At 62.7% G+C, this 25,511-nt stretch carries 24 protein-coding genes; 5 read left to right on the top strand and 19 right to left on the bottom strand.

Annotated elements, in window-relative coordinates; genetic code table 11:
• Nucleotides 1-38: 38 nt before the first annotated feature.
• A complete protein-coding gene (gene clpS / locus ABIB57_RS05915) occupies nucleotides 39-464 on the top strand; it encodes an ATP-dependent Clp protease adapter ClpS (protein ID WP_354039185.1) in 426 nt (141 codons plus the stop codon).
• A gap of 9 nt (nucleotides 465-473) precedes the next feature.
• Complete coding sequence (gene clpA / locus ABIB57_RS05910; protein ID WP_502914350.1) at nucleotides 474-2,828, top strand: ATP-dependent Clp protease ATP-binding subunit ClpA; 2,355 nt, start codon at nucleotides 474-476, stop codon at nucleotides 2,826-2,828.
• 235 nt (nucleotides 2,829-3,063) lie between these two features.
• On the opposite strand, the gene ABIB57_RS05905 is transcribed toward clpA, so the two are convergent.
• The 10 genes from ABIB57_RS05905 to ABIB57_RS05860 form a co-directional block, all read right to left on the bottom strand.
• Entirely contained in the window at nucleotides 3,064-3,312 is a 249-nt protein-coding gene (locus ABIB57_RS05905) for a helix-turn-helix domain-containing protein (RefSeq protein WP_354039184.1), read from the bottom strand.
• 75 nt (nucleotides 3,313-3,387) lie between these two features.
• On the bottom strand, nucleotides 3,388-4,038 hold the full coding sequence (locus tag ABIB57_RS05900) for a YoaK family protein (RefSeq protein WP_354039182.1): 651 nt from the start codon (nucleotides 4,036-4,038) through the stop codon (nucleotides 3,388-3,390).
• Nucleotides 4,039-4,097: 59 nt separating this feature from the next.
• Complete coding sequence (locus tag ABIB57_RS05895) at nucleotides 4,098-4,970, bottom strand: alpha/beta hydrolase family protein (protein WP_354039180.1); 873 nt, start codon at nucleotides 4,968-4,970, stop codon at nucleotides 4,098-4,100.
• Nucleotides 4,971-5,066: 96 nt separating this feature from the next.
• Complete coding sequence (locus ABIB57_RS05890; protein ID WP_354039178.1) at nucleotides 5,067-5,486, bottom strand: HIT family protein; 420 nt, start codon at nucleotides 5,484-5,486, stop codon at nucleotides 5,067-5,069.
• A gap of 79 nt (nucleotides 5,487-5,565) precedes the next feature.
• Nucleotides 5,566-6,690: a hypothetical protein gene (locus ABIB57_RS05885; RefSeq protein ID WP_354039177.1), complete on the bottom strand. Its 1,125-nt coding sequence runs from the start codon at nucleotides 6,688-6,690 to the stop codon at nucleotides 5,566-5,568.
• Between the two features lie 194 nt (nucleotides 6,691-6,884).
• Entirely contained in the window at nucleotides 6,885-8,114 is a 1,230-nt protein-coding gene (locus ABIB57_RS05880; protein ID WP_502914349.1) for a GNAT family N-acetyltransferase, read from the bottom strand.
• Nucleotides 8,050-8,811: a glycerophosphodiester phosphodiesterase family protein gene (locus tag ABIB57_RS05875; protein WP_354039174.1), complete on the bottom strand. Its 762-nt coding sequence runs from the start codon at nucleotides 8,809-8,811 to the stop codon at nucleotides 8,050-8,052. Before ABIB57_RS05875 ends, ABIB57_RS05880 begins: the two co-directional genes overlap by 65 nt.
• Before the next feature lie 203 nt (nucleotides 8,812-9,014).
• Entirely contained in the window at nucleotides 9,015-9,479 is a 465-nt protein-coding gene (locus tag ABIB57_RS05870) for a RidA family protein (protein WP_354039173.1), read from the bottom strand.
• Nucleotides 9,476-10,834 (bottom strand): DNA polymerase IV, encoded by a 1,359-nt coding sequence (locus ABIB57_RS05865; protein ID WP_354039172.1) that lies wholly within the window; start codon nucleotides 10,832-10,834, stop codon nucleotides 9,476-9,478. Before ABIB57_RS05865 ends, ABIB57_RS05870 begins: the two co-directional genes overlap by 4 nt.
• Before the next feature lie 3 nt (nucleotides 10,835-10,837).
• Nucleotides 10,838-11,128, bottom strand: a complete 291-nt coding sequence (locus ABIB57_RS05860; protein ID WP_299723991.1) for a DUF3572 family protein — start codon at nucleotides 11,126-11,128, stop codon at nucleotides 10,838-10,840.
• An 87-nt stretch (nucleotides 11,129-11,215) separates the two neighbouring features.
• Between ABIB57_RS05860 and ABIB57_RS05855 the strand changes: the two genes are divergently transcribed.
• Both ABIB57_RS05855 and ABIB57_RS05850 read left to right on the top strand, forming a co-directional pair.
• The gene (locus tag ABIB57_RS05855; protein ID WP_299723993.1) at nucleotides 11,216-11,587 is read left to right on the top strand and encodes a response regulator; all 372 of its coding nucleotides are present in this window, start codon (nucleotides 11,216-11,218) and stop codon (nucleotides 11,585-11,587) included.
• Nucleotides 11,588-11,667: 80 nt separating this feature from the next.
• Nucleotides 11,668-13,035, top strand: a complete 1,368-nt coding sequence (locus ABIB57_RS05850) for a PleD family two-component system response regulator (RefSeq protein WP_354039170.1) — start codon at nucleotides 11,668-11,670, stop codon at nucleotides 13,033-13,035.
• A 535-nt stretch (nucleotides 13,036-13,570) separates the two neighbouring features.
• Here the strand turns inward: ABIB57_RS05850 and rpmG are convergent.
• The 3 genes from rpmG to rnr all read right to left on the bottom strand — a co-directional run bounded on the left by rpmG (nucleotide 13,571) and on the right by rnr (nucleotide 16,543).
• Complete coding sequence (gene rpmG / locus ABIB57_RS05845; RefSeq protein ID WP_299723999.1) at nucleotides 13,571-13,738, bottom strand: 50S ribosomal protein L33; 168 nt, start codon at nucleotides 13,736-13,738, stop codon at nucleotides 13,571-13,573.
• 107 nt (nucleotides 13,739-13,845) lie between these two features.
• On the bottom strand, nucleotides 13,846-14,241 hold the full coding sequence (locus ABIB57_RS05840; RefSeq protein ID WP_354039168.1) for a DUF983 domain-containing protein: 396 nt from the start codon (nucleotides 14,239-14,241) through the stop codon (nucleotides 13,846-13,848).
• 4 nt (nucleotides 14,242-14,245) lie between these two features.
• Nucleotides 14,246-16,543, bottom strand: a complete 2,298-nt coding sequence (gene rnr, locus ABIB57_RS05835) for a ribonuclease R (protein ID WP_502914359.1) — start codon at nucleotides 16,541-16,543, stop codon at nucleotides 14,246-14,248.
• A 142-nt stretch (nucleotides 16,544-16,685) separates the two neighbouring features.
• Between rnr and ABIB57_RS05830 the strand changes: the two genes are divergently transcribed.
• Nucleotides 16,686-17,723 carry a dipeptidase gene (locus ABIB57_RS05830; protein ID WP_354039164.1) on the top strand — a complete coding sequence of 346 codons (1,038 nt, stop codon included), beginning with the start codon at nucleotides 16,686-16,688 and terminating at the stop codon, nucleotides 17,721-17,723.
• On the opposite strand, the gene ABIB57_RS05825 is transcribed toward ABIB57_RS05830, so the two are convergent.
• The 6 genes from ABIB57_RS05825 to ABIB57_RS05800 form a co-directional block, all read right to left on the bottom strand.
• A complete protein-coding gene (locus ABIB57_RS05825; protein WP_354039162.1) occupies nucleotides 17,720-18,430 on the bottom strand; it encodes a polysaccharide deacetylase family protein in 711 nt (236 codons plus the stop codon). The genes ABIB57_RS05830 and ABIB57_RS05825 overlap by 4 nt on opposite strands.
• A gap of 68 nt (nucleotides 18,431-18,498) precedes the next feature.
• Entirely contained in the window at nucleotides 18,499-21,141 is a 2,643-nt protein-coding gene (gene topA, locus ABIB57_RS05820; protein ID WP_354039161.1) for a type I DNA topoisomerase, read from the bottom strand.
• Nucleotides 21,142-21,433: 292 nt separating this feature from the next.
• Nucleotides 21,434-22,564 (bottom strand): DNA-processing protein DprA, encoded by a 1,131-nt coding sequence (gene dprA, locus ABIB57_RS05815; RefSeq protein WP_354039160.1) that lies wholly within the window; start codon nucleotides 22,562-22,564, stop codon nucleotides 21,434-21,436.
• On the bottom strand, nucleotides 22,561-23,166 hold the full coding sequence (plsY, locus tag ABIB57_RS05810; RefSeq protein ID WP_354039159.1) for a glycerol-3-phosphate 1-O-acyltransferase PlsY: 606 nt from the start codon (nucleotides 23,164-23,166) through the stop codon (nucleotides 22,561-22,563). The genes dprA and plsY overlap by 4 nt, the downstream gene beginning before the upstream one ends.
• Complete coding sequence (gene pyrC / locus ABIB57_RS05805) at nucleotides 23,163-24,464, bottom strand: dihydroorotase (RefSeq protein ID WP_354039158.1); 1,302 nt, start codon at nucleotides 24,462-24,464, stop codon at nucleotides 23,163-23,165. The genes plsY and pyrC overlap by 4 nt, the downstream gene beginning before the upstream one ends.
• Complete coding sequence (locus ABIB57_RS05800) at nucleotides 24,461-25,450, bottom strand: aspartate carbamoyltransferase catalytic subunit (protein WP_354039156.1); 990 nt, start codon at nucleotides 25,448-25,450, stop codon at nucleotides 24,461-24,463. The genes pyrC and ABIB57_RS05800 overlap by 4 nt, the downstream gene beginning before the upstream one ends.
• Between the last annotated feature and the right edge of the window lie 61 nt (nucleotides 25,451-25,511).

Raw genomic sequence — 25,511 nt, 5'->3', positions numbered from 1 at the left:
CCATGCTGCTTCGTTTCTCCCACGACAGATGTATCGCCATGACGCCATCCCGCCTGCTCGCCCAGAATCCCGAAGTGGACACCGCCCTGCGGTTGTCTGCGGTTCCTGCCTGGGCCGGGCCAAAGGACGATGACGGCGACAAGGGCACTGACGGGGGCGGGAGAGGCGGCACCGAAACCGGAACCGCGACCAAAACGCGGACCAAGACCAAGCGGCCGAACCTGTATCGAGTGCTGCTGCTGAACGACGATTACACGCCCATGGAATTCGTCGTTCTGGTCCTGCAGGACGTCTTCAACAAATCGCGTGAAGAGGCCATGCAGATCATGATGCACGTTCACCAAAAGGGGGTGGGTGAATGCGGCGTCTTTCCATACGAGGTCGCCGAAACCAAGGTGACCCGCGTCATGGATACTGCACGCAAAAACCAGCATCCGCTGCAATGCGTGATGGAAAAGCAATAGGAACATCAGATGCCCTCATTTTCTCGCGGACTTGAAAAGGCTCTGCATCAGGCGATGAACCTGGCGCGTGAGCGCAACCATGAGTTCGCAACCCTCGAGCACCTGCTGCTCGCACTCACCGACGACCGGGAGACCATTGCGGTGCTCACCGGTTGCGATGTCGATGTCGACGCGCTCAAGAGCGACCTCGAAGATTTTATCAATGAAGAGCTGGACAGCCTGATCGTGGCCAATGGCCAGGACGCGCGGCCGACCGCCGCGTTCCAGCGCGTCATTCAGCGCGCCGTCATCCATGTCCAGTCGTCGGGCCGCGAAGAAGTGACCGGTGCCAATGTGCTCGTCGCTATTTTCGCCGAGCGCGAGAGCCACGCAGCATACTTCCTCGAACAGCAGGACATGAGCCGGCTGGACGCGGTCAATTTCATCAGCCACGGCATTACCAAATCGGGTGCCAGCGAGGAACGCAAAGTGCGCGGAGCCGAGGACGGCAATGAAGGCAATGGCGAAGGCGGAAGTGGCCGCGGCGAGAACGCCAAGAGCTCGGCGCTCGCCGATTTCTGCGTCGATCTCAATGCCAAGGCGCGAGCCGGCAAGATCGATCCGCTGATCGGCCGCGATGCCGAACTGCGGCGGACCATCCAGATCCTGTGCCGTCGCTCCAAGAACAATCCGATCTATGTTGGCGATGCCGGCGTGGGCAAGACGGCTATCGCAGAGGGTCTTGCGCGCAAGATCGTCGAGGGCGATGTGCCTGAAGTGCTCAAGGAAGCCGTGATCTACTCACTCGATATGGGCTCGCTGCTGGCCGGCACGCGCTATCGCGGTGATTTCGAGGAACGCCTCAAGGCGGTGATGAAGGAGCTGGAGAAGCTTCCCAATTCCGTGCTGTTCATCGATGAAATCCACACCATGATCGGTGCCGGCGCCACTTCGGGCGGTGCGCTCGATGCTTCGAACCTGCTCAAGCCTGCTTTGGCCTCGGGCGCGATCCGCTGCATCGGTTCGACCACCTATAAGGAATATCGCCAGTTCTTCGAGAAGGACCGGGCGCTGGTGCGTCGTTTCCAGAAGATCGACGTCAATGAGCCGTCGATCCCCGATGCCATCGAGATCGTGAAGGGCCTTCGTCCCTATTTCGAAGAGTTCCACAAGATCAAGTATACCGACGAAGCCCTGAAGGCGGCGGTCGAGCTATCGGCCCGTTACATCAACGACCGCAAGTTGCCGGACAAGGCCATCGATGTGCTCGACGAGACCGGGGCCAGCCAGATGCTGCTCAAGCTCGAGGATCGCAAGGCGATCATCGACGTCGAGGACATCGAGGCGACCATCGCGACCATCGCGCGCATTCCGCCAAAATCGGTCTCCAAGTCGGATTCCGAAATGCTGCGGAGCCTTGAATCCAACCTGCGCACCGTGGTGTTCGGGCAGGATGTGGCGATCACCTCGCTGGCCTCGGCGATCAAGTTGGCCCGTGCTGGCTTGCGTGAACCGGAAAAGCCGATCGGCTCGTACCTGTTCACCGGCCCGACCGGCGTCGGCAAGACCGAAGTGGCGAAACAGCTCGCCGACACCCTTGGGGTGGAGCTTTTGCGCTTCGACATGTCGGAGTACATGGAGCGCCACACCGTGTCGCGCTTGATCGGCGCGCCTCCGGGCTATGTCGGGTTCGACCAGGGCGGCCTACTCACCGATGGCGTAGACCAGCATCCGCATTGCGTGGTGCTGCTCGACGAAATCGAGAAGGCGCATCCCGATCTCTACAACATCCTGTTGCAGGTGATGGACCACGGCAAGCTGACCGACCATAACGGCAAGCAGGTGGATTTCCGCAATGTCATCCTCATCATGACCTCCAATGCCGGGGCCATGGACTTGCAGAAGAGCCCGATCGGTTTCGGCCGCAAGCGCGAACAGGGCGACGACGAAGAGGCGATCAACCGCCTGTTCACGCCGGAATTCCGCAACCGTCTGGACGCGATCATTTCGTTTGCTCCGCTGCCGCGCGAAGTCGTGCGTCGCGTGGTCGAGAAGTTCGTGCTGCAGCTCGAAGGCCAGTTGGCCGAGCGTGGCGTGACCATCAACCTGACGCCAGAAGCCGCCGATTGGCTGGCTGAGCATGGCTATGATGAACGCATGGGCGCCCGCCCGCTGGGCCGGGTTATCCAGGAATACGTCAAGAAGCCGCTGGCCGAGCAGGTGCTGTTCGGCGAGTTGGTCAATGGCGGTTCGGTGACGGTGGCCGTCGTCGGCGAGGGCTCGGAAGCCAAGCTGGAGCTGGTGGCTGTGCCGCCGCGTCCGGCCAAGCCGAAGGCGCTGCCGCGGCCAAAGAAGAGCAAGGCGACTGTCGAAAAAGACAACTAGGCCAAGCTCGATATGAATTGAAAAGGCCGGGAGCGATCCCGGCCTTTTTTGTATTTGAAGTATTAAGGTGCTGAGGGCCCGGTTTGACGCGTATCTTCTTTCCCGTTCTGCCTTTCTTCCCGCGGACTTGATCCGCGGGCCTCTCGCCGCGCATGCCGCACTGAGAGTGGCCCGCGGGTCAACCCCGCGGGAAGGCAGGAAGAGCGGTACGTTTAGTCCGTAGCGCGTGTCGCCTTTAGATAAACGTTGGCGGGTTGGTACTGGGCTGGTTGGCGAGGGCTTCCAGCCGGTCCAGGGTCACACCAACCTGGTGGGCGACGGCGAGATTGAAGTCGTCGTCCGGCCCGGTGGTTTCGTATTCGCGCAGGGCCTCGGGGATCACCCCGGCCTCGGCGGCGAACTCCTCAAGGCTGAAGCCGAGGGCGATACGGCGATTGTGGTCGCCTTTGGGTGATCGCTCGTCGTCATAGACTGGCTCGGTCATTGTCACCTCCTCGTGCTGTGTGGTGAGGAGATAAGCCGGCGGCGGGGAAAAAGTTCAACTGCGGGCGAGTCAGGGTTAGAGTTTGGCGGCGCGCGGTCCCAAGATGACAAAGCCGACGAGGAAGGCGGCATAGACCGCCAGGGGTAAGGCGAGGGCATAAATGTCGGTGGCGCGGTAGCCTAGAGCGCCACCGGCTGCGCCCGCCAGCAACGACGCCCACACCAGCAGGTGCTGCGCCCAGCGCCAGGGCGGCGCCTCGCGGCGCAAGGCGCGGGCGAGATCCTGGCCCGCGGTGAACAAGGTGCCGGTGACGAAAGTGGTGCCAAGGCGCACCGAGCCTTCCGAGAGCAGCACGGCATTCTGTGCCCCGGCGGCGATAGCGAGCGCCAGCATGGCCTGGGAGGCGGGATACCCGGTCAGCGTGAGCGACAGTGCGGTGACGAGGGCGAGCAGTACCAATGCGAGGGTAAAGACTGGGCCCCAGCGGCGGCCGGTGAGCGCCAGCGCCGAGCCGGCAACGCTACCAAGGAAAAATAGCAGCACCAGCGAAGCGGTGAGCAGCGCGGCCGGCCAGACGCCATTGGCGAGGGCATCGCCAAGCTGGGTGGTATTACCACTCATGAACGAGGTGTAGAAGCCGCCCAATTTGATGAAGCCGATGGCGTCGATGAACCCTGCCGCGGCGGTCAGCAGGAGGCCGAGGCTAAGCTGGGGGGCAGGGGTCACGTTACGGTCGGTCCGTTGGAGGAAGGGCGTGAGCGGGGATTGCTCGCGGCCCCCGTGCGTTAGAGATAGGGTTTGAAGAAGGCGATAGTGGCGGCGACCATTTCGTCGACGGTTTCCACGCCGGTCGCGGAATTGAAGCCGTGGTCCATCGGGCGAATCCACAGTTCCTCCGGGCCGTCATGGGCGGCGATGAACTTTTCGCCGGTGCCGACCGGGATCGCCTCGTCATTCAGTCCCTCGGCGACAAAGAGCGGGCCTTTATAGGCCACGATTTCTTCGAGCGGGTGCGTGGTGAGGATTTCCTCGAAATAGGGCTGTTTGAGATAGAGCGAGAACCCCCAGGGCATGGGCAGTTCGAGGGGCGTCGCGCCGGTCTTGAGGCCGGCGGCGATCTTGTCGGCACCGAGCAGCTTGGCGAAGGTAACTTCGGGCTCACCGACCGCGGCCCAGAGCGCGGTAGCGACGGGAATACCTGTGCGGCCGGCAATGGCGCTGGCCACAAGGCCGCCCTGGCTCCAGCCGATCACGGCGATCTTGCTGCCATTGACGCGCGGATCCGCCTTGAGGAAGTCGAGCGCAGCGGTTGCGGCGGCGATCTGGCCGGAATAGGTCATGTCGGCGAATTCGCCGCCGCTGTCGCCCGAACCGGGGAAGTCGATGCGGAGACTGGCATAGCCGGCCTCAGCCAACTGGCGGGCAGCGCGGGTGTAAATGCCCTCCTTGACCGCCGGTATTTCCAATTCGTCGCGGGTGCCGCCGAAGCCGTGCAGGAGCAGGACGACCGGCGCCGGATCGCCGGCGGGCACCGACAGGGTGCCGACGATATTGAGACCGTCGACCGGGTAGTTGATCGTCTCTTCTGTCGTCTGTGCCTGCACGGAACTCACTGTCAAACCGATTGCCATCCAGGCGGGTATCAAGGCTTTGAACATTGTTGCACCATCCCATTGCTACGCGCCTTGGAGCGCCGGAACGAGTGTTTAGCCAAATCAGCGGCCTGGCAACCAGTGCATTGGTCGGATGCAAGATTAGGCCAGGTGCGCCGCTATAGTCTTGGCCAAGGCAGCCAGTTCGGCATCATCGGCCTTGCCTGCGGCATGGGGGGCTAGGGACATGCCCTCATAGGCCGGGATCAGATGGAAATGCAGGTGGAAAACGCTCTGGCCCGCCGGTGCCTCGCTGAATTGGACGAAACGAATTCCATCGGCAGCGGTGACGGCGAGCAGGGCTTTGGCGGCGCGCTGGACCAGTGGCATGACGGCGGAGAGCGTGGCGGGATCAGCGTCGAGCAGGTTGCGGGAGGCGGTCTTGGGGATGATCAGGAGATGGCCACGGGACTGGGGGAAGATGTCCATCATCACGAGGGCGGCCTCGTCCTCGTAGACCTTATGCGCCGGAATTTCGCCGCGGATGATTTTGGCGAAAATGTTGGAGGGGTCGTAGGTCACCGGTGATTCTCGCTGTTCGAGGTTGATCAGGCTTACCCCCACCCTGGCCCTCCCCTCAAGGGGGCGATGGAACCGAGCGCTACTCAGCAGGCGTCAAGGCTTCGGCGGCCGGCTTCTGGACATAGCGGAAGCGGAAGTAGTTGAGGACGGCGAGGCCGGTGAGGGTGACGGGGACATATTTGAAGCCGCGGCGGATGAAGAAGAGGGCGATGGACGCGGCGGTGCCGGCGCTCATGGGGCCTTTGCCCATGGGGGAGGTGAAGGACGAGGGAACGATATGGCGGTAGAGCAGGGCATCGGACCGGTAGTAATCGCGGGCGCGGAGGGCAAAGGCGCGCTTGGAGGCGGAATAATCCTTGAGCTCGGCCATGCCCATATCGCCGTGGAACTCGACTTCGGAGCCCAAGGCCCACACTTCGGGCGGGGCGAGGCGGGCTTTGCCGAGATCGGTGAACAGGTCGATCAGGTCGGTGAAGGTGACGTAATTGGCGTTCCAGGCGTCTTCGGATTTGGCGCCGTGGGCCAGGATGAGGACGTCGGCGCGGTCGAGTTTTTCGCGCATTGCGGCGTAATTGCCGGCGGAGAAATCCACACCGGATTTGGCAGTTTCGACAATGCCGCCGGCCTTTTGCAATTTTTCGACCATGGCGGAGCCGAAGGCTCCGTTGGCGCCGGTGATGAGGAAGTTGCGGCCCTTGATCTGGCATGACGTGCCGGCCATCAGGTCGAAGACATTGGTGAAGGACGAGAAGAAGTTGTGCGGATAGACGTGGTGCATGGCGTGGTAATTGTTATCCACCCAGAGCAGGCCCTGCTGGCCACCGACGCGGGACATCGACATGTGGTTGTAGTCGAGCCCCTCTTCCTTGAGCGTCATGCCCAGCATGATGGTGCGGATGACCACGACCAGGGCGATGGGTGGCCAGGGGAAAATCACGAGGAAAATCAGCGTGCCCAGGATCGAGGTCAGGTATTCGGGCAGGATGTGGAACCAGATGTTCTGACGGGCATAGGCCGGGTTGATCTGCATATCGAGCCCGAGGAACTTGTGATGCACCCAATGCCAGGACGAAAAGGTGCGCAGAAGCTGGAAGCGCGAGCTTTCCCATCGGTGAAGAACCCAATGCAGGGCATCGAACAGCGCCGTCGAGACGACGAAGGCCAAAATGGCTTGGAGCGCGAAGGTGATTATGTCCCAGATCATCGGATTTAGATAAGGCCGATGGCAGGCGGAGGGAAGGGGGCACGGTGCCACGGCTGTCGTTCACCTCTCCCTTTGGGGAGAGGTCGGCGCGTAGCGACGGGTGAGGGGGCCTTTACTGGGTGAGGTGCTTGGGAAAGGCCCCCTCACCCGACCCAAGGGGGTCGACCTCTCCCCCGGAGGGAGAGGTGAAGAGGCTACTTGTCCGTCCGCTCGCCCTTCCTAAACGGCGTGTATTCTTCGAGCATTTCCTGCTGGTGCTCGACCGAGACGCGTTCCTGTTCGAGGAAGTCGGCGACGGCGGCGCGCAGGCCCGGATGGGCGATCCAGTGGACGGAATAAGTGCTGGCGGGGGCGTAGCCGCGGGCCAGTTTGTGCTCGCCCTGGGCGCCGGCTTCGACGACCTTGAGCTTGTGCTGGATGGCGAAATCGATGGCCTGATAGTAGCACAGCTCGAAATGCAGGAACGGCACTTCGCGGATGGCGCCCCAGTTGCGGCCGAAAATGCGGTCATGGCCGAGGAAGTTGATGGCGCCAGCGATGGGGGTGTCGCCGTCATAGGCCAGCATCAGCACGATGCGGTCGGCCATGGTCTGGTTCAATAGCGAGAAGAACTTGCGATTGAGGTAGGGGCGGCCCCATTTGCGGGCGCCGGTGTCCTCATAGAAATCGTAGAAGGCGTCCCAATGGTGCTCCATCAGGTCGCTGCCGGTCAGCCATTTGACTGTGAGCCCATCGGCCAATGCGTCGCGGCGCTCGCGGCGGATGGTCTTGCGCTTGCGCGAGGACAGGGTTTCGAGGAAGTCGTCGAAGGTGGCAAAGCCGTCATTGTGCCAGTGGAACTGGGTGTCGACGCGCTTGAGCCAGCCGTCCGATTCGATCAAATCGGCCTCGGCCTCGGGCACAAAGGTGGCGTGGACAGAGGAGGCGTCGCGCTGAATGGCCAATTGTTGGGCAGCTGAAAGTAGGGCGGCCTCGATATTGGCATCGCCCGATGGCACCAGCAGTTTGGGCGCGGTGGCCGGGGTGAATGGCACCGAGCATTGCAGCTTGGGGTAGTAGTGGCCGCCGGCGCGTTCCAACGCATTGGCCCAGCCGTGGTCGAAGACGTATTCACCCATGGAATGGGATTTGAGGAATAGTGGCATCAGGCCGATCGGCTTGCCGTCCGCATCGTCGATGGTGATGTGCTGGGCTTGCCAGCCGGTTTTGCCCGTGGCGCAGCCGGACTGTTCGAGAGCGAGGAAAAACGCGTGATCGAGGAAGGGGTTGTCGGGCTTGCCGCCCGTGGACGGCACAAGGCTGTTCCAGACCGCGGCGGGAATGGCCGCCGTGGTCGCATGGATCGTCGCCGTATAGGAATTAGCTGGCAAGTTCGGGATCGAACCCTTCGAAAACAATCTGGTCAATGTAAGGGGCAGCCGCATCGGCTTCAACCTTACTGCGAATGGTCCAGGCGGTCACGGGTTTGCCGAGCGCTCGCCAGAACTTGATGGCGGGCAATTCCAGGGCGTCCTTGTCGCAGGAAATGAAATCGAACTGGGTTTCGTGCCAGTGCAGCAGATGGCGCAATGTATAGCGCTGGTCGTCGCTGAGGTGACTGTCCCATTCATTGGGTTCGTAATCATAAGTGATGATGCCGCGCGGGCCAGTGAAGCCGAACTGGCGGATCTGGGTGAGCAGGTTCGGATCAAACGATTCGACTGTGACGGGGCCGGTATAGGACTTGAGGAGTTCGGCGGCGCTGCGGGCGAGAAGCTGGGTGCCGGCGACATCGGTCTGATGCTTCAACTCTATCTGAAGCAGGGTCCGGCCGCCGATCTGGGTCAGGAAATCGGTGAAGCGCTGTGGGCAATTGCCATCGGCACTGCCGAGCAGGGGGGTGCTGGTGAGTTCGGCGCTGGTGATCGCTGAGACGGGACCGGTTTTGCCGGTGAGGCGCTCCAGATCATCGTCGTGGAAGACGACGGGGACGCCGTCGCTGGTCAGTTGCAGGTCGCATTCGATAGCGAAATTGCCCGCAATCGCGGCCTCGAAGGCCGCGGCGCTGTTTTCGTTGATGCCGGCGGCGCGATTGTGCAGGCCGCGATGGGCGATGGGGCGGGGGAACAGAGCGGTGGTCATAAGGGACCTCCTGAATGGGGACGGGGTCTCGTGTGGCAGGGGAATGTGACGGGGGTGTAACGGCCCTCTCATCCGCCCTTCGGGCACCTTCTCCCACGAGGGGAGAAGGGATGGAGCCGATACCTCTCAGTCATCAACCCTCGCCCTTGTGGGAGAGGGACAGCTTCCGACGCGTTCAGCGAAGTAAGCAGGGTGAGGGGGGCCTATCCCTCGATCTCAAACACCGCGTCAATTTCAACCGCCGCGCCAAACGGCAAAGCCACAACACCAAACGCGGCGCGGGCGTGCTTGCCCTTATCGCCGAGGACGCCAACCAGAAGGTTGGAAGCGCCGTTGGCGACCAGGTGCTGTTCGAAGAATTCTGGGTCCGAGGCAACGAGGACGGTCAGCTTGAGCACGCGCTTGATGTCTTCGAGACGGATGCCGCCCATATGGACGACCTGGGCCAGGATGTTGACCGCGCAGAGTTCGGCGGCATTGCCACCCTGCACCACGTTCATGTTTTCGCCAAGGCGGCCGGTGACGACGCCGCCTTCGCCGCTGGAAATCTGGCCCGAGACATAGACGATGTTGCCGCTGCGAGTGATCGGTACATAGCTGGCGACGGGGGGCTTGGGGGCGGGGAGTTCGTAGCCGTATTCTCGGAGCTTTTCGATCGGGCTGGTCATCGCGTCTTACCTTGCGTTTGGTCGGGGTCGGACACGTCTAAAGCGTGTTCCGGACTGGTATCGGCCTCGGCCGGATCGAGCACCGGCTTGAGCTTGTATAGCTTGCCACGCACCACCGCGTCACGCCCGAACCGGGTGCGAACGCGATCCATGGCGCGCTCGGCTGCCGCCTTGCGGGCGATGGCCGGCTCCAGCAAATCGGCCGGATCCGTGCCATCGGCAGTATCGATACCCGAAACGCCGATTCCAATCAGCCGGAAAGCGGTGCCGTCGATCTCGCGGGCCAGCAATTGCAGGCCGGCCTCGTAGATAACATTGGCCAATTGCGTGGGGATCATCAGGTGGCGCGCTCGGGTGCGCAAGCGGAAACCGGCGGACTTGAGCTTGAGCGTCACCGTGTCGCCGACGATGTTCTTGGCCTTAAGGCGTTCCGACAGGCGCTCGGTCACTTGCAGCAGTTCGGTGGAAAGGGCTTCCAGCGTACTGATATCGCTGTTGAACGTGGTCTCGGACGAGACCGTCTTCATCTCGCCGTCGCTGGAAATCTTGCGGCTGTCCTGGCCGCGGGACAGGCGGGCGAGGCGCGCGCCCATTTCGCCATAGCGGCGCATCAGGTTTTCCGGCGGCTCTTCCTGGAGCTGGCCGATCGTGACGAGCCCGTCCTTCCGCAGCGTTTCAGTGAACACCTTGCCGACGCCATAGATCATGCTGATCGGCTTGGGGGCGAGGAAGCTCAGGGTTTCGGCGGCGCCGATGGCGGCAAAGCCGCGCGGCTTGTCGAGATCGGAGGCGAGCTTGGCGAGGAACTTGTTGTGGCTGCGACCGACCGAAATGGTGACGCCGATGTCGTTGGCGATGGCCTTGGCGAAGCGAGCAAGAACCACTGCAGCCGGGGCTTTGTGCAGCGCCTGGGTGCCGGTGAGATCAAGGAAGGCTTCGTCGATGGAGATGGGTTGGACCAGCGGCGTCAACGCATCCATATAGGTGCGGATCTGGCGGCTGACGTCGACATATTTGGCCATGTTGGGCTTGATGATGACGGCATCGGGGCACAGCTTGCGGGCCTGGAACATCGGCATGGCGGAGCGGACGCCGAACTGGCGGGCGATGTAGCAGCAGGTCGAGACGACGCCGCGCGTGCCACCGCCGATGATCAGCGGCTTGTCGCGCAGGCTGGGGTCGTCGCGTTTTTCGACCGAGGCGTAGAAGGCGTCGCAATCGACGTGGGCGATGGAGAGCGCGAACAGCTCGTCATGGCTGCGAATGCGCGGCGAGCCGCAGGCCGGGCAGCGCGCGGGAGCGGCGGCGGCGTAGCCGCTTTCCAGGCAATCGCGGCAGAGCCAGGGCGCACCCATATATCATCCTGCCGGGTTCAGCTTGGCCCAGACGCGCATGAATTGTTCGGGCGTGATCCCGGCATTTGCGCAGAGGGCGAGCAGAATCGATTCGTTTGAGGCAAAGTAGTCGATGAGACCAGAATTCAGTTGGGTGGACCCGACGGAAAGTCGAAGCGAAGCGGGATCGTAGCCGACAAAGTCCATGAAGCGCAGCAGTTCGTCGCTGTTTTCGGCCAGGTAGCCGAGGCAAAGTTCAGCCAGCTGGGTTGCATCGATTGAGACGGACTTCTGGATGGGCACCGGCAGGCTCATTTGGTGTTTTGTAAAGAGATTCAATGTTACCCGAGATAGGCGGCAAAACGAAGTGCTGCCAGCGCTGATAAGCGCAAGCGAGGACGAATGCCCAAGACAGTCATGATCGTGGAAGACAACGAGCTCAACATGAAGCTCTTCAACGATCTGCTCGAATCGCGTGGTTACGCCGTGATCCAGACCCGCAATGGCATGGAAGCACTCGATCTGGCGCGCGCGCATCGGCCCGATCTGATCCTGATGGATATCCAGCTGCCGGAGGTTTCTGGCCTGGTGGTGACCAAATGGCTCAAGGACGATGATGAGCTGGCTCACATTCCGGTTATTGCCGTCACCGCATTTGCGATGAAGGGCGATGAGGAGCGGATTCTGCAAGGCGGTTGCGAGGGTTACATCAGTAAACCGATCTCCGTGCCTCACTTTTTGGAAACTATTGCCCGCTACATTGGACCCGCTTAAGGCCGTCAAACGGCCTCAAGCGCTAAGCTGGACGCCTGTGGTGGACGCTACGGGCCCTTGCTGTATTCCGGGGCTCTGCAGTGACCGCACGTGTACTGATCGTCGATGACATTCCGACCAATGTGCGGCTGCTCGAAGCGCGGCTGACGGCCGAATATTATGAAGTGGTCACCGCCTCGTCGGGACCGCAGGCGCTGGAAATCTGCAATAATTCCGACGTCGATATCGTGCTGCTGGACGTGATGATGCCGGACATGGACGGCTTCGAGGTCTGCCGGCGGCTGAAATCCAATCCCAAGACCCATCACGTGCCGGTGCTGATGATCACCGCGCTCGACCAGCCGTCCGACCGGGTCAAGGGCCTGGAAGTGGGCGCCGACGATTTCCTAACCAAACCTGTCGACGACATGCAGCTGATGGCGCGCGTCAAAAGCCTGGTGCGGCTGAAGTCGCTGACCGACGAATTGCGGGCACGGGCACTGACCGGCCAACAGATTGCCATCGAAGACGCCATGCGGGTGATGGACCAGATCACCACCACCGGTGGCTCGATCCTGATCATCGATACCGATGCGCGCCATGCCGAGCGGATCAAGGGCTATCTGGGCGACCACAGGGTCGACGTGCTGACGCAGCCAGCCGATGCGGTATTCCAGGTGACCGGTGCGCAGTATGAGCTAGCGCTGGTGTCGATGGCGCTGGACGATTTCGATCCACTGCGGGTGTGCTCGCAAATTCGCACGCTGGAGCATACACGCACTCTCCCCATCATCTTGATGGCCGATGAGGGCGACAAGCCGCGCGTGGTGCGGGCGCTGGACCTTGGGGTCAACGATTTCATTTCGCGGCCTGTGGAGCGCAACGAGTTGGCGGCCCGGGTGCGCACGCAGATCCGGCGGCAGCGCTATGCGCTGGAACTGCGCCAGAGCGTCAGCAACACCATGGCGCTAGCGGTCACCGACGATATGACGGGGCTCTATAACCGGCGTTATTTCGACCGGCATCTTGGCGTGATGCTGGGCAAGGCGCAGTCGCAAGAGCGCGACATGGCGGTGATGTTGCTCGATATCGATCACTTCAAGAGCGTCAACGACACCCATGGCCACGATATCGGCGATGCGGTGCTCAAGGAATTCTCCCTGCGACTGAAGCGCAATATTCGTGGCGTGGACCTGGCCTGCCGGTTCGGCGGCGAGGAATTTGTGGTCCTGATGCCCGATACCGATTTCCGACAGGCCGAAGCCGTCGCCGAGCGGGTGCGCGAAGCGGTGGCGGATCGCGGCTTCGAAGTGGGCACGGCTCGGCCGCTGACCGTCACCGTATCGGTGGGTGTCACGCTGCAGGAAAGCCTGGCCGATACGCCCGAGACGCTGATCAAGCGGGCGGACGTGGCGCTGTATCGCGCCAAGCGCGAGGGGCGGAACCGCGTTGTGTTCGATGCGGCTTGATTCATAAGTCAATTCCGCCGCGTTAGGGTTATCTCTTATACTTAACAAAGCATTGCCGAGCCGAAAGGCCTGGTATTGCTTGAGTTTTTGCCGCGGTGGCGTAGGTTCGCCTCAACAGCGGGCCGCAATCATCTACGTGGTTTCGCTCACAGTTCCCTACGATCCACCCAAGTCCGCCGCAACGCTTGGGTCCGTAGGGCGGTTGGTCCGGACGCGGACAGAGTGGCCTCTTCGACATGCCGCTCCGGACCAGCCACTGTTCACGTGATGCCGGTCTGCAAATGATAATCTTCTGCGCTTCCGGTGCTCACGTACTTACGCTCCGCTCCGGTTCTCGAAGATCATCATTTTCGACTCGGCCTGACGTGAACTACCCCATCCTTGATTCCGGGCGTGAGGGTTTATTTCACCTAAATTTCGCCGCAACTGGGTGGTTCGTTCAAACTGCACTCCAAAGCTCACGTCACGAGCATGAAAAAGCCCCGCATCATTGATGCGGGGCTTTTTACTTTAGAGCAGCTTGATCAGGCGTGGATTACTTGATCTTGGCTTCCTTGAATTCGACATGCTTGCGCACAACCGGATCGTACTTCTTGTACGAGAGCTTCTCGGTCTGGGTGCGGGCGTTTTTCTTGGTGACGTAGTAGAAGCCAGTATCAGCCGTCGACACGAGCTTGATCTTGACGGAAGCGGCTTTGGCCATTTGGGACTACCTTTTACGAAAACAAATGGCGCCGCTTGGAAGCGACGCTGAATTTGGGCGCAACCTACGGATTTGCCGCAGATTGTCAAGCCAGAGTTGACTTGGGCTCAGGCCCGATGCGCGGGATCGAAGCCGTGCATGCGCGCGGCCCATTGCATGCCCACGATGGCGCCCTTGATCGAGGGCAGGATGGCGAGCGGCAGGACGATGGCGAGTGGTACCAGGGTGTAGAGATAAACCGCCGGGTTCATGTGCCAGGTCATTTCCATATGCAGCATCAGGCCAACCAGCAGGTGGCCGACGATCATGATGGCGATATAGGGCGGGAAATCATCGGCCCGGTGATGGAAAAGTTCTTCGCCGCAAACGTCGCAACTATCGGCGACTTTCAAGTAGGCGCGAAACATATGGCCCTGGCCGCAGTTCGGACATTTGCACAGCGCACCGCGCCACATCGCCTGGCCGACCTTACGATCTTCCATGGTCTTGACCTGCACACCCATCGCGTCACCTCTTTCTGCGGCCCTTGGGGCCGTAACTACTAGATGGGCGCTTTCCGCTGCGTTTAGCAGATGACGGATTGCCGCGGACGCCTTCCGAAAGCAGTTCGAATCGTAGGGCGCCGGCCACCGGAGCGGCTTCCAGCAGGCGCACGGTGACGTTGTCGCCCAACGTGAATTTCTCTCCGGTGCGGTCGCCGATCATGGCCTGTTGCTCCTGCTCGAAGCGGTAGTAATCCTGCCCGAGAGTGGAGGCGGGGATGAAGCCGTCGGCGCCGGTATCGCGCAGGCGGATGAACAGGCCGGAGCGGGTGACGCCGGAAATGCGGCCCTCGAAACGGGCGCCGATCTGGCCGGCGAGGAACTGCGCCAGCAGGCGATCGGCGGTTTCGCGTTCGGCCAGCATGGCGCGGCGCTCGGTGGACGAGATGTGCTGGGCGATGCCGGGGAGTTTTAGCCCCTCATTGTCGCTGAGACCGTCGTCGCCAAAGCCCATGGCCTTGACCAAAGCGCGGTGGACGATGAGATCGGCATAGCGGCGGATGGGCGAGGTGAAGTGAGAATAGCGCTCGAGGTTGAGGCCAAAATGGCCGTAATTCTCGGCGGAATATTCGGCCTGCGCCTGGCTGCGCAGCACCATCTCCGAGACCTGCTCGACATTGCCGGCCTTGCGGGCCTGGGCGAGGATGCCGTTGAAGTCGCTGGCGCGGACGGCGTCGGATTTCTTCACCGAGATATCGAGCGAGCCAAGGAAGTCGCGAAGGGCCATCAGCTTTTCGGAACTGGGGACGTCGTGGACGCGGTAGAGCAGGGGCGACTTCTTTTGCTCCAGCGTCTGGGCGGCGGCGACGTTGGCGGCGATCATCATTTCTTCGATCAGGCGGTGGGCATCGAGGCGTTCGGGGACGCGGATGTCCTTCACCATGCCCTTGTCGTCGAGGATGATTTTCCGCTCGGGCAGATCGAGGTCCAGGGGCCCGCGCTGGTCGCGGGCCTTGGCCATGACGGCATAGGCGGCGTAGAGCGGCTTGAGGATCGGTTCGAGAATCGGGCCTGTCTTGTCGTCGGGACGGCCGTCGATTGCGGCCTGGGCCTGCTGGTAGCTGAGCTTGGCGGCCGACCGCATCAGCACGCGGTGGAAGGTGTGGCTGAGTTTGTGGCCGCCCTTGTCGAAGACCATGCGCACGGCTAGCGAGGCGCGGGCCTCGCCTTCCTTGAGCGAGCAGAGGTCGTTGGAGATGCGCTCGGGCAGCATGGGCACTACGCGGTCAGGGAAATAGACCGAATTGCCGCGCAGATAGGCTTCGCGGTCGAGCGCGGTGCCGGGGCGGATATAGGCGGCGACGTCGGCGATGGCGACATAGACAATGTGGCCGCCGGGGTTTTTCTCGTCCGTGTCGGGCTCGGCATAGACGGCGTCGTCATGGTCCTTGGCGTCATATGGATCGATGGTGACGAGCGGCAGGTCGCGCCAGTCCTCGCGGCCCTTGAGCGTGGCTTCCTTGGCTTCCTCCGACTCGCGGATGACAGCGGGCGGGAAACGGAAGGGAATTTCCAGGTTGTGGATGGCGATCAGGCTGATAGCGCCTTCGGACATCGGATTGCCGATGACGGCGGTGACCTTGGCGCGTGGAATCATCAGTCGGCCGGAGAGCTTGACCTCGACTTCGACCAGGTCGCCTTCGCCAGCATTCATCAGATCGCCGAGGGGGATGCGCATTTCCTTCTGCTTGCGATCGACCGGGATCAGGCGGGCGCCTTCATCGTCAAGGCGCACGATGCCGATCTGGCCGCGACGCGGCTTGTCGAGGATTTTCATCGCCTTGGCGGTGTAGACCGGCACTTCGGCCTCGCCGGCATCGATGCGGGCCAGGATACGATCGCCGGGGCCGGGTACGACGCGGGCGTCGCGGCCGCTCAGCACGGTGACGCGCGGCGGATCGCCTTCCTCGGGGTTCCACTGGGCCGGATAGGCGTGCAGGTTTTCGGGATCGGCATCGGTGGGGATATCGAGCACGGTGACGGCGGGCAGGGCGGCGGTGCGGCGCAAGGCTTTGCGCGTGCGGGTGATGACGCCTTCGCCCTCAAGCTCGGCCAGCATGGCCTTGAACGGGCGCCGCATATCGCCGCGAATGCCGAATACTTTGGCAAGATCGCGCTTGCCCTTGATGTCATCGCTATTGGCGAGCGCTTCGAGCAGTTGCTCGCGCGTGGGCAATTCACCGGCGGCGGGCTGGCGCGGACGCTTGGGACCGGAGGTGCGGGGCGTTCTGGGGGCAGGTTTTTGTGTGGGCATAAGCGATATGTAGGGCATCCCGGCGGATTCGACAATTTTGGGGTGAGGGTGCCGGTTGGGCGCGAAATCTTGAGTTGTTCAGCGCAAGAGGTTGGCATCGCCCGTCGCTTGCCCCTATCGTTTGCCAACCGACTCCCTGCTAGGTCCCCTCATGCCCAATATCCCTTTCTTCGACGGTCACAACGATACGCTGCTCAAACTGTGGATGGCGGAGGGGGCCGATAAGGAAAAGCCGTTCATCGAGGGGATGGCGGGGGCGCATATCGATTTGCCGCGCGCCAAGGCCGGCGGCATGGTGGGTGGGTTCTTTGCTATGTTCCCGCCGCCGTTGAAGACGGCTGGCCCACCCCCGGTGGGGCTGTCGGAAAACCTGCCGCCGCTGTTGGCTTGGGCCGATGCGCAACAGTCAACCAATGGCATGGCCTCGATCCTGTTGCGACTGGAGCGGGCCGGGGCGCTGGCGGTCTGCCGCAGTGCCGCCGAACTGCGCGCAGCGATCGATGCGGGGACGCTGGCATCGGTGTTCCACATCGAGGGCGCCGAGGCGATCGATACCGATTTCCGGTCGCTGGACGTGCTCTATGCGGCGGGGCTGCGGTCGGTGGGACTAGTCTGGAGCCGGCAGAACGCCTTCGCGACCGGGGTGCCGTTTCGCCACAATGTCGATCCCGATATCGGGCCGGGCCTGACCGACGCTGGCAAGGAATTGGTGCGCGTCTGCAATGCAATGGGCGTGATGCTGGATATGTCGCATCTCAATGCTGCTGGTTTCCGGGACGTGGCGGCGATCAGCGACAAGCCGATCGTGGCGACGCATTCCAATGTGCACGCGATCTGCCCGCATGCGCGCAATCTGGTGGATTGGCAACTGGCGGCCATCGCCGAAAGCCGTGGCGTGGTGGGGCTGAACTATGCCGTCGGATTCTTGCGGCCGGACGGACTGTTCCGCGCCGATACCGAGATCGAGCTGATGGTTCGCCATGTCGATGCGCTGGTGGAGGCGCTCGGCGAGGACGGCGTGGCACTGGGCTCGGATTTCGACGGAGCGATGATGCCCGAAGCGATCGGGGACATCACCGGCGTGCAAAAGCTGCTGCAGGCGCTACTGGACAAGGGCTATGGCGCAGACTTGGTGGGCAAGATCGCGCTGGGGAATTGGCTATCGGTGCTCGAGCGGACGATCGGCTAGCTTGCGGCCACGTCGGAGAGGCGGACAAAGTCGTAGCCGCGCTGCTTGAGATCGAGCAGGCCGGCGGCGATGCCGGCGCCCGAGGCGCGCTTGGGCTGGTTGATGTGGGCGATGACCACGTCGCCGTCCTTGGCGCCTTCTAGACGTTGGGTAGCGATCTTGGTTGAGACCGAGGCACCGAGATCGGCGTTGAGCGAAAAGCCGGCGACCTGGTAACCGAGGTGGTGGATTTCATCGATTGCGTCCGGCGTGTAGAGCGCCGTGGCGCCACGGAACCACTTTGCGTGCTTGCCAAAGGCCAACACGATGGCCGCCTCGCCGCCGTTCACTTCATCGTCGATTGCCGACAGCGTACCCGCCGGCTTGATGCCGTAGGGCCTTTCGGTGCCGGTGACGGCCGGAATATGGTCGCGGCCATGATCCTCGATATCGAACAGATCGGGATGGGCGGCGAGGATCGCTATCGCGTCGGCATTGCGTACCAGCCAGCGATGGGTGACGAAGATGGTGGCGGGGATGGATTGTTCGACCAGCACATCGAGGATGCGGTGGTCGACATTGCCCGAGCAGGCATCCAACGTCACCGCGATATGGGGGTGGGCATCGCTCGAGTGCGGGATGTGGAGCGTCGGCTCCAGCAGCTTGTCGGCATGCGCAGCCGAAACCGAGACCAGTGCCAAAAGCGCGGCGAGCACTATGCGAACCATCGAAACCCCGTCGACGCGGCATGTGCCGCGGCGACGGTTTACGCTTTCGGTCAGGCGGGCGCTAGCACCTAGAAAGGCACATCTTCGTCAGCAACGGTGGCCTTCTTGGCAGCCGGCTTTTTTGCTGGCGCCTTTTTGGCGGCAGCAGGCTTCTTTGCAGCAGTGGCTTTGGCAGCAGCCGGCTTTTTCGCGGCAGCCTTCTTGGCGGGCGCCTTCTTGATCTTGGTGCCGGTGGCTTCGGCGCGGGCGGCGATCCAGACCAGTGCCTGCTCGAGGGTAACTGCTTCGGGGGCCACATCTTTGGGGATAGTGGCGTTGACTTTGCCCTGATTGACATAGGGGCCGTATTTGCCGCTACGCACGGTGATGGGGCCATTGTCGTGTTCGAACGTCTGGATGGCCGCGACGGCCGAGCCACCACGCTTGAAGCCGCCAGCGGCCTTTTGGGCGAGCAGATCGACGGCGCGATTGAGGCCGACGGTAAACACTTCCTCGACATCGGGCAGGTTGGCGTATTTGCCATCATGCAGGATGAACGGGCCATAGCGGCCGAGACCCGCGACGATGGGTAGGCCGCCTTCGGGGTGCGGGCCGACATCGCGGGGGAGCGACAGCAATTGCAGGGCCTTGTCGAGGGTCAGCGCGGCAGGCTCCCAGCCTTTGGGCAGGGATGAGCGCTTGGGCTCCTTGCCGTCGCCGAGCTGGACATAGGGGCCGAAACGGCCGGCCTTGAGGTGGACTTCCTCACCGGAAACGGGATCGGTGCCCAGAATGCCGTCGCCGGCTGCGGCTTCCGAGGATTGGCCGGTGGCGGCGTCCGAAAGCTGCATGGTGTGCTTGCATTCGGGATAGTTAGAGCAGCCGATAAAGGCGCCGTATTTGCCCAGCTTGAGCGAGAGCTGGCCGGTGCCGCAGGTGGGGCAGAGGCGACGGTCGCCGCCATCGGGCTTGGGCGGAAAGATGTGGTCCTGCAGCAGGTCGTTCAGCGCGTCCAGAACTTCGGTAACACGTAGATCCTTGATCTCGGCGGTGTGGCGCGAGAATTCGGTCCAGAAATCGCGCAGCACGGTCTTGTAGTCGAGCGCGCCGGCCGAGACCTGGTCGAGCTGCTCTTCGAGATTGGCGGTGAAGCCGTATTCGACATAACGGTTGAAGAAGCTTTCGAGGAAGGCGGTGACGATGCGGCCGCGATCCTCGGGATGCAGCGCCTTGCCTTCCAGCTTGACGTAGTCGCGGTCCTTCAGCGTGGTCAGGGTCGCGGCATAGGTGGAGGGACGGCCGATGCCGAGCTCTTCCATCTTCTTGATCAGGCTGGCTTCGGAATAGCGCGGGGGCGGCTGGGTGAAGTGCTGCTCGATCTCGACGGCCTGCAAAGCGGGCTTGTCGCCGACGGCGAGCGCGGGCAGTTCGCGGCTGTCCTCATCGACCTCGTCTTCGTCCGACTTGGCCTCGACGCCGTAGAGCGCGAGGAAGCCTGGGAAGGTGACGACGGAGCCGATGGCGCGCAGTTCAACGGCGCGGCCGGGGACGTTGACAGCGATATCGACGGTGGTGCGGTCGATCTCGGCAGACTTCATCTGCGACGCCAGCGTGCGGCGCCAGATCAGGCCGTAGAGCTTGGACTGGTCCGCATCGAGGTGGAGCGCCTCGGGCTTTTTGAACATGTCGGTCGGACGGATAGCCTCGTGCGCCTCCTGGGCGTTCTTGGCCTTGGTCTGATAGATGCGCGCCTTTTCCGGCAGGTAGTCGTCGCCGTAGAACTTGCCGATGGCGCTGCGGGCCATAGCAATGCCTTCGGGCGCCATCTGCACGGCGTCGGTTCGCATATAGGTGATCAGCCCATCTTCATACAGGCGCTGAGCGATCTGCATGGTGCGCGAGGGGCTGAGGCCGAGGCGGGAGGAGGCGTCCTGCTGCAAGCTGGAGGTGGTGAACGGTGCATACGGATTGCGCTTGGTGGGCTTCTTGTCGACCGACGAGACGTTGAACTGGCCCGCTTCGATGAGGGCTTTCAGCTCAGCGGCGTTTTCGCCAGTCTTGATGCCGAGCTTGTCGGTCTTCTTGCCGTCGACGGAATAGAGGCGGGCGAGGAAGCTCTTGCCGGCCTGGGCCAGCTTGGCTTCGACCGACCAATATTCATCGGCCTTGAATTTTTCGATCTCGGATTCGCGGTCGCAGACGATGCGCAGGGCAACGGACTGCACGCGGCCAGCCGAGCGCGAGCCCGGCAGCTTGCGCCAGAGAATCGGCGAGAGGGTGAAGCCGACGAGGTAATCAAGCGCGCGGCGGGCCAGGTAGGCATCCACCAGCGGCTGGTCGATATCGCGCGGAAGCAGCATCGCGGCGGTAACGGCATCCTTGGTGATGGCGTTGAACAGCACACGGCGGACGGGAGTGTCCTTCTTGAGCGCCTTTTTCTGACGCAGCACATCGAGCACGTGCCAGGAAATGGCTTCGCCTTCGCGATCCGGATCGGTTGCGAGGATCAGTTCATCTGCGCCCTTGAGGGCGTTGGCAATGTCGGCAATGCGCTTCTTGGAGGCGGTATCGACCTCCCAGGACATGGCGAAATCTTCGTCGGGACGCACCGAGCCGTCCTTGGCCGGCAGATCGCGGACATGGCCGAACGAGGCCAGGACTTCATAGCCCGAGCCCAAATATTTGTTGATTGTCTTGGCTTTAGCCGGACTCTCAACGACCACGACCTTCATGAATTACCCAATCCGCACACGTCTTCTGGAAGTGGCGCAACATGGTGAAGCCGAGCGGGCGTGTCAACGGGATGAAATGAGGGTGTGGGGGTCTCTCTAAGAGAGAGGAAAATTTGGGGGTGTTTGAGGAGGGTGGTAGCGCCATCTTTCCAGCGCCACCGTCTGGCTCCTCCCCCTACCAGGGGGAGGCCGGGTGGGGGTTGGATAGTCCCGAATTTGTCAGCGAGGCCCCCCACCTTGGTCCTCCCCCTGGAAGGGGGAGGTGTCGACTGAGGTATTGGTGTCAGCGGTTTTACTTATACCGCAGCGCCACCAACTGGCCGCTGGACCATTCGATTTCGCCAGCCAGGTCTAGCTCAAGCAGCAACAACTGAGCGCTCGAAACCGAAAGCCCGGTCTGCCGGATGATCTCATCCACCTCGACCGGCGTGGTGCTGAGCGAGGACAGCAGGCGGGACTTGTCGCTGTCGGTCGGAGCTTCGGCGGGTTCGGTTTGGCTGAAATTGGGTTCCCAGTCGGGATCAAACAGCGCATTGCGAGCGGGATCGGCGCTGCCGAGAGAGTCGATTATGTCCTGCGCATTGGTGATCAGCTTGGCGCCTTGCTGGATCAGGGCGTTGCCGCCTTCAGCGCGCGGATCGAGGGGCGAGCCGGGGACGGCGAAGACGTCGCGGTTCTGCTCCAGCGCTAGCCGGGCGGTGATCAGTGAGCCGCTGCGCTTGGCGGCTTCGACCACGACGATGCCCAGCGACAGGCCCGAGACGAGCCGGTTGCGGCGCGGGAAATCGCGGGCGCGGGGCTCCCAGCCCAGTGGCATTTCGGTGAGCAGGGCGCCGCCATTGTCGAGAATGTCGTGGGCGAGCGGGATATTCTCGTCGGGATAAATCTTGTCGAAGCCGCCGGCGAGGACGGCGATGGTGCCGGTGTTGAGGCTCGCGCGGTGGGCGGCTGTGTCGATGCCGCGGGCGAGGCCGGAGACGACCGTGTAGCCGCGCTCGCCAAGGTCAAGCGCCAGCATGCGCGTCATCTTGATGCCGGCAGAGGACGCGTTGCGGGCGCCCACCATGCCGACGGTGCGGGCCCAATCGAGGTTTTCGCCACCGGCCATGGTGACCAGCGGCGGCGAGGCGGGGATGTAATTGAGCAGGTCCGGGTAGTCGGCTTCGCCGGTGGCCACGAGCTTGGCACCGTAGCGTTCGAGGCCGGCGAGTTCGTCCTCGGCCTGCATTTGCGTGGTGATGCGAGGGGCCTTGCCGGTGCGCTTGAGCAGGCCGGGCAGTGCCTCGATAGCGGCTTCTGCCGAGCCGAAGCGGTTGAGCAATTGGCGGAAGGTGACGGGGCCAACATTTTCGGTGCGGATCAGCCGAAGCCAAGCCGTGCGTTGCGACCGCGTCAGGACCAGGCCTGGCGCGACGAGGCTCACGCCGTGGGGGCTTTCTTCTCCGAGCCGATCTTGGGCTCAGTATTGTTGAGCAGACGAGCGATATTGGCGCGGTGCTGGTAGAACAACAAAATCGCCATCACTGCCGCGGTGGCCGCCAGCCATTCATCGACCACCACATAGGCAAAGATCGGGGCCGTCGCGGCGGCGGTCAGGGCGGCCAGCGAGCTCATCTTGCGGGCGAACGCGATGACCAGCCAGACCGCGCAGAAGATCAGCCCCACGGGCCAAGACAAAGCCAGTAGCGAGCCGATCATCACGGCGACGCCCTTGCCGCCCTTGAAGTTGAGCCAGACCGGAAAGCAGTGGCCGAGAAAAGCAAAGATAGCGCACAGCATGGCGGCCTGCTCGCCCCAGAAGTAGCGAGCGAACAGAACCGGCAGCGCGGCCTTGCTAGCGTCGAGAATCAGCGTGGCGGCGGCCAGCCAGCGATTGCCGGTGCGCAGCACGTTGGTGGCGCCGATGCTGCCAGAGCCGATCGACCGGACATCGCCCAGGCCGGCGGCACGGGTGAGCAGCAGGCCGAATGGCACGGAGCCGCAGAAATAGCCGAGGATGGCGGCGTAAAGAAAAGTGATGGTCACGAAATCTCCTCGGCGAAGGTGTGGACGGTTTGGCCGCCCACGATGGTTCGCATCACCTTGCCAGCAAGTCGCGCGCCTTCAAAGGCGGTATTTCGCGAGCGCGAGTGGAAATCGCGCTCGGCGACCTGCCAGGGATAGTCGAGATCGAACAGGATGAGGTCGGCCGGGGCGCCTTTGGCGATGCGGCCGGACGGCAAGCCGAGGATTTGCGCTGGGCGGAAGGTCATAGCGCGCAGCACAGTCATCAGGTCGACATCGCGCGAATGCACCAGGCGCAGCGCGGCGGCGAGCAGGGTTTCGAGGCCGATAGCACCGTCCGACGCTTCGGCAAAGGGCATGCGCTTGACCTCGCTATCCTGCGGATCGTGATCGGAATGGATGGTGTCGATGACGCCGGAGCGGAGACCTTCGATCATGGCCTGGCGGTCGTCCTCGGTGCGAAGAGGGGTCGCGAGCTTGAAGAAAGTGCGGTAGCGGCCGATGTCGTTTTCGTTGAGCGACAGATTGTTGATCGAGATGCCGCAGGTGATTTTCTTCGACCGGCGCTTGGCTTCGCGGACCAGCGAGGCCGAATATGCAGTCGAGATTTGCGCTGCGTGGTAGCGGGTGCCGGTGAGCACGGCGAGTTGGAGGTCACGGGCCAGCGGGATGGTTTCGGCCTCCAGCGGAATGCCACGCAGGCCCAGAATGGTGGCGAACAGTCCCTCGTTCATCACGCCATCGCCGGTCAGTTCGCGATCGGCGACGTGGTGGATGATCTGCATGTCGTAATTGGCGGCGTAGCTGAAGGCGGTGCGCAGCAGGCTGTTGGACTGGATCGAGCGGCGGCCATCGGTGAGGCAGACCGCGCCGGCTTCCTTGAGCAGGCCGAATTCGGTGATTTCGGAGCCGTTCAACCCCTTGGTGATCGCGCCGGCCGGCAGGACGTTGACCTTGCTGGTGGCACCGGCCCGGCGGATGAGGAAGTCGATCAGCGCGCCATCGTCCACCACTGGGGTGGTATCGGGCATCATGACGAAGCTGGTGATGCCACCGGCGGCGGCGGCTTCGCCGGCCGATTGCAGGGTTTCGCGATATTCTTTGCCGGGCTCGCCGGTGAAAACGCGCATATCGATGAGGCCCGGGGCGAGAATCAGGCCCCTGGCATTGATGACTTCGGCATCCTCGGGCACGCCGACCGGGCCCCCTTGGACGATGTCCGAAATCAGCCCGTTTTCGATCAGCACCGCGCCTTGGTGGTCCGTCATGGAGCCCGGATCGACGATGCGGGCGTTTTCGATGAGGACGGGCCGGCTCATGACTGGTCTCCGGCGGGTAGCAGCGCATCGAGCACGGCCATGCGGACGGCGACGCCCATTTCGACTTGTTCGTTGATGACCGATTGCACGCCATCGGCAATGGCGGGATCGATCTCGACGCCGCGATTCATCGGGCCGGGATGCATGACGATGGCGTCGGGCTTGGCGAAGCCGAGCTTTTCGGCATCGAGGCCGTAGAAGCGGTAATATTCGCGCACCGATGGGATCATGCGGCCATTGGCGCGTTCGTGCTGCAGGCGCAGCATCATGACGACATCGGCGCCGGCAAGGCCCTCGCGCATGTCGGTGAACACTTCCGTGGCGAGCGATTCGATGCCGGCGGGCAGCAGGTTGCGCGGGGCAATAACGCGGGTGCGTACGTTGAGCGCGCCGAGCAGCAGCAGATTGGAGCGGACGACGCGGGAATTGGCTATATCGCCGCAGATGGCGACGGTCAGCCCGGAAATGCGGCCCTTGTGGCGGCGGATGGTCAGCGCGTCGAGCAGGGCCTGGGTGGGGTGCTCATGGGCACCGTCGCCGGCATTGATGACGGCGCAGCCGACCTTTTGGCTCAGCAATTCCACCGCCCCCGCAGCCGAATGGCGAACGACGATGACGTCGGGGCGCATGGCATTGAGGGTGCTTGCCGTGTCGATCAGGGTTTCGCCCTTGGAGACCGAAGAGGTCTTGACCGACATGTTCATCACCAGCGCGCCAAGGCGCTTGCCGGCGATTTCGAACGAGCCCTGGGTGCGGGTCGAGGCCTCGAAGAACAGGTTGATCTGGGTCTTACCCGCAAGGGTAGGGTGCGTCTTTCGCTCTTGGCGAGAGACCGGAACCATGGCATCGGCGCGGTCGAGCAGGTCGATGATCTCGTGCTGCTTCAGATCGGCGATGGAGAGGAGGTGGCGCTGCCGGAATGGGGGGAAATCGCCGGAGGAGGCGGTCGTGGTCGTCGAGGCTTTGCCTGGCGAAGTTTGGGCCATGCGCTCCCATCCGTATTGTTTGGTGGGGTTTACGGGAGGGGGGCGCAGGGGGCAAGGCGGT

Source organism: Devosia sp. UYZn731, from assembly GCF_040546795.1.
GTDB lineage: Bacteria > Pseudomonadota > Alphaproteobacteria > Rhizobiales > Devosiaceae > Devosia.
This window is presented reverse-complemented; position numbering and strand designations above follow the sequence as displayed.

Bases quoted from the DNA above. Each gene is read 5' to 3' on its own strand.
- ABIB57_RS05875 (WP_354039174.1), bottom strand. From the start codon at position 8,811: ATGACCACCGCTCTGTTCCCCCGCCCCATCGCCCATCGCGGCCTGCAC.
- ABIB57_RS05855 (WP_299723993.1), top strand. From the start codon at position 11,216: ATGCCCAAGACAGTCATGATCGTGGAAGACAACGAGCTCAACATGAAG.
- ABIB57_RS05870 (WP_354039173.1), bottom strand. From the start codon at position 9,479: ATGACCAGCCCGATCGAAAAGCTCCGAGAATACGGCTACGAACTCCCC.
- ABIB57_RS05830 (WP_354039164.1), top strand. From the start codon at position 16,686: ATGCCCAATATCCCTTTCTTCGACGGTCACAACGATACGCTGCTCAAA.
- pyrC (WP_354039158.1), bottom strand. From the start codon at position 24,464: ATGAGCCGGCCCGTCCTCATCGAAAACGCCCGCATCGTCGATCCGGGC.
- ABIB57_RS05905 (WP_354039184.1), bottom strand. From the start codon at position 3,312: ATGACCGAGCCAGTCTATGACGACGAGCGATCACCCAAAGGCGACCAC.
- clpS (WP_354039185.1), top strand. From the start codon at position 39: ATGACGCCATCCCGCCTGCTCGCCCAGAATCCCGAAGTGGACACCGCC.
- ABIB57_RS05800 (WP_354039156.1), bottom strand. From the start codon at position 25,450: ATGGCCCAAACTTCGCCAGGCAAAGCCTCGACGACCACGACCGCCTCC.
- ABIB57_RS05840 (WP_354039168.1), bottom strand. From the start codon at position 14,241: ATGGGTGTGCAGGTCAAGACCATGGAAGATCGTAAGGTCGGCCAGGCG.
- topA (WP_354039161.1), bottom strand. From the start codon at position 21,141: ATGAAGGTCGTGGTCGTTGAGAGTCCGGCTAAAGCCAAGACAATCAAC.
- ABIB57_RS05860 (WP_299723991.1), bottom strand. From the start codon at position 11,128: ATGAGCCTGCCGGTGCCCATCCAGAAGTCCGTCTCAATCGATGCAACC.
- ABIB57_RS05825 (WP_354039162.1), bottom strand. From the start codon at position 18,430: ATGGTTCGCATAGTGCTCGCCGCGCTTTTGGCACTGGTCTCGGTTTCG.
- ABIB57_RS05895 (WP_354039180.1), bottom strand. From the start codon at position 4,970: ATGTTCAAAGCCTTGATACCCGCCTGGATGGCAATCGGTTTGACAGTG.
- ABIB57_RS05885 (WP_354039177.1), bottom strand. From the start codon at position 6,690: ATGATCTGGGACATAATCACCTTCGCGCTCCAAGCCATTTTGGCCTTC.
- ABIB57_RS05880 (WP_502914349.1), bottom strand. From the start codon at position 8,114: ATGCGGCTGCCCCTTACATTGACCAGATTGTTTTCGAAGGGTTCGATC.
- ABIB57_RS05865 (WP_354039172.1), bottom strand. From the start codon at position 10,834: ATGGGTGCGCCCTGGCTCTGCCGCGATTGCCTGGAAAGCGGCTACGCC.
- rpmG (WP_299723999.1), bottom strand. From the start codon at position 13,738: ATGGCCAAAGCCGCTTCCGTCAAGATCAAGCTCGTGTCGACGGCTGAT.
- clpA (WP_502914350.1), top strand. From the start codon at position 474: ATGCCCTCATTTTCTCGCGGACTTGAAAAGGCTCTGCATCAGGCGATG.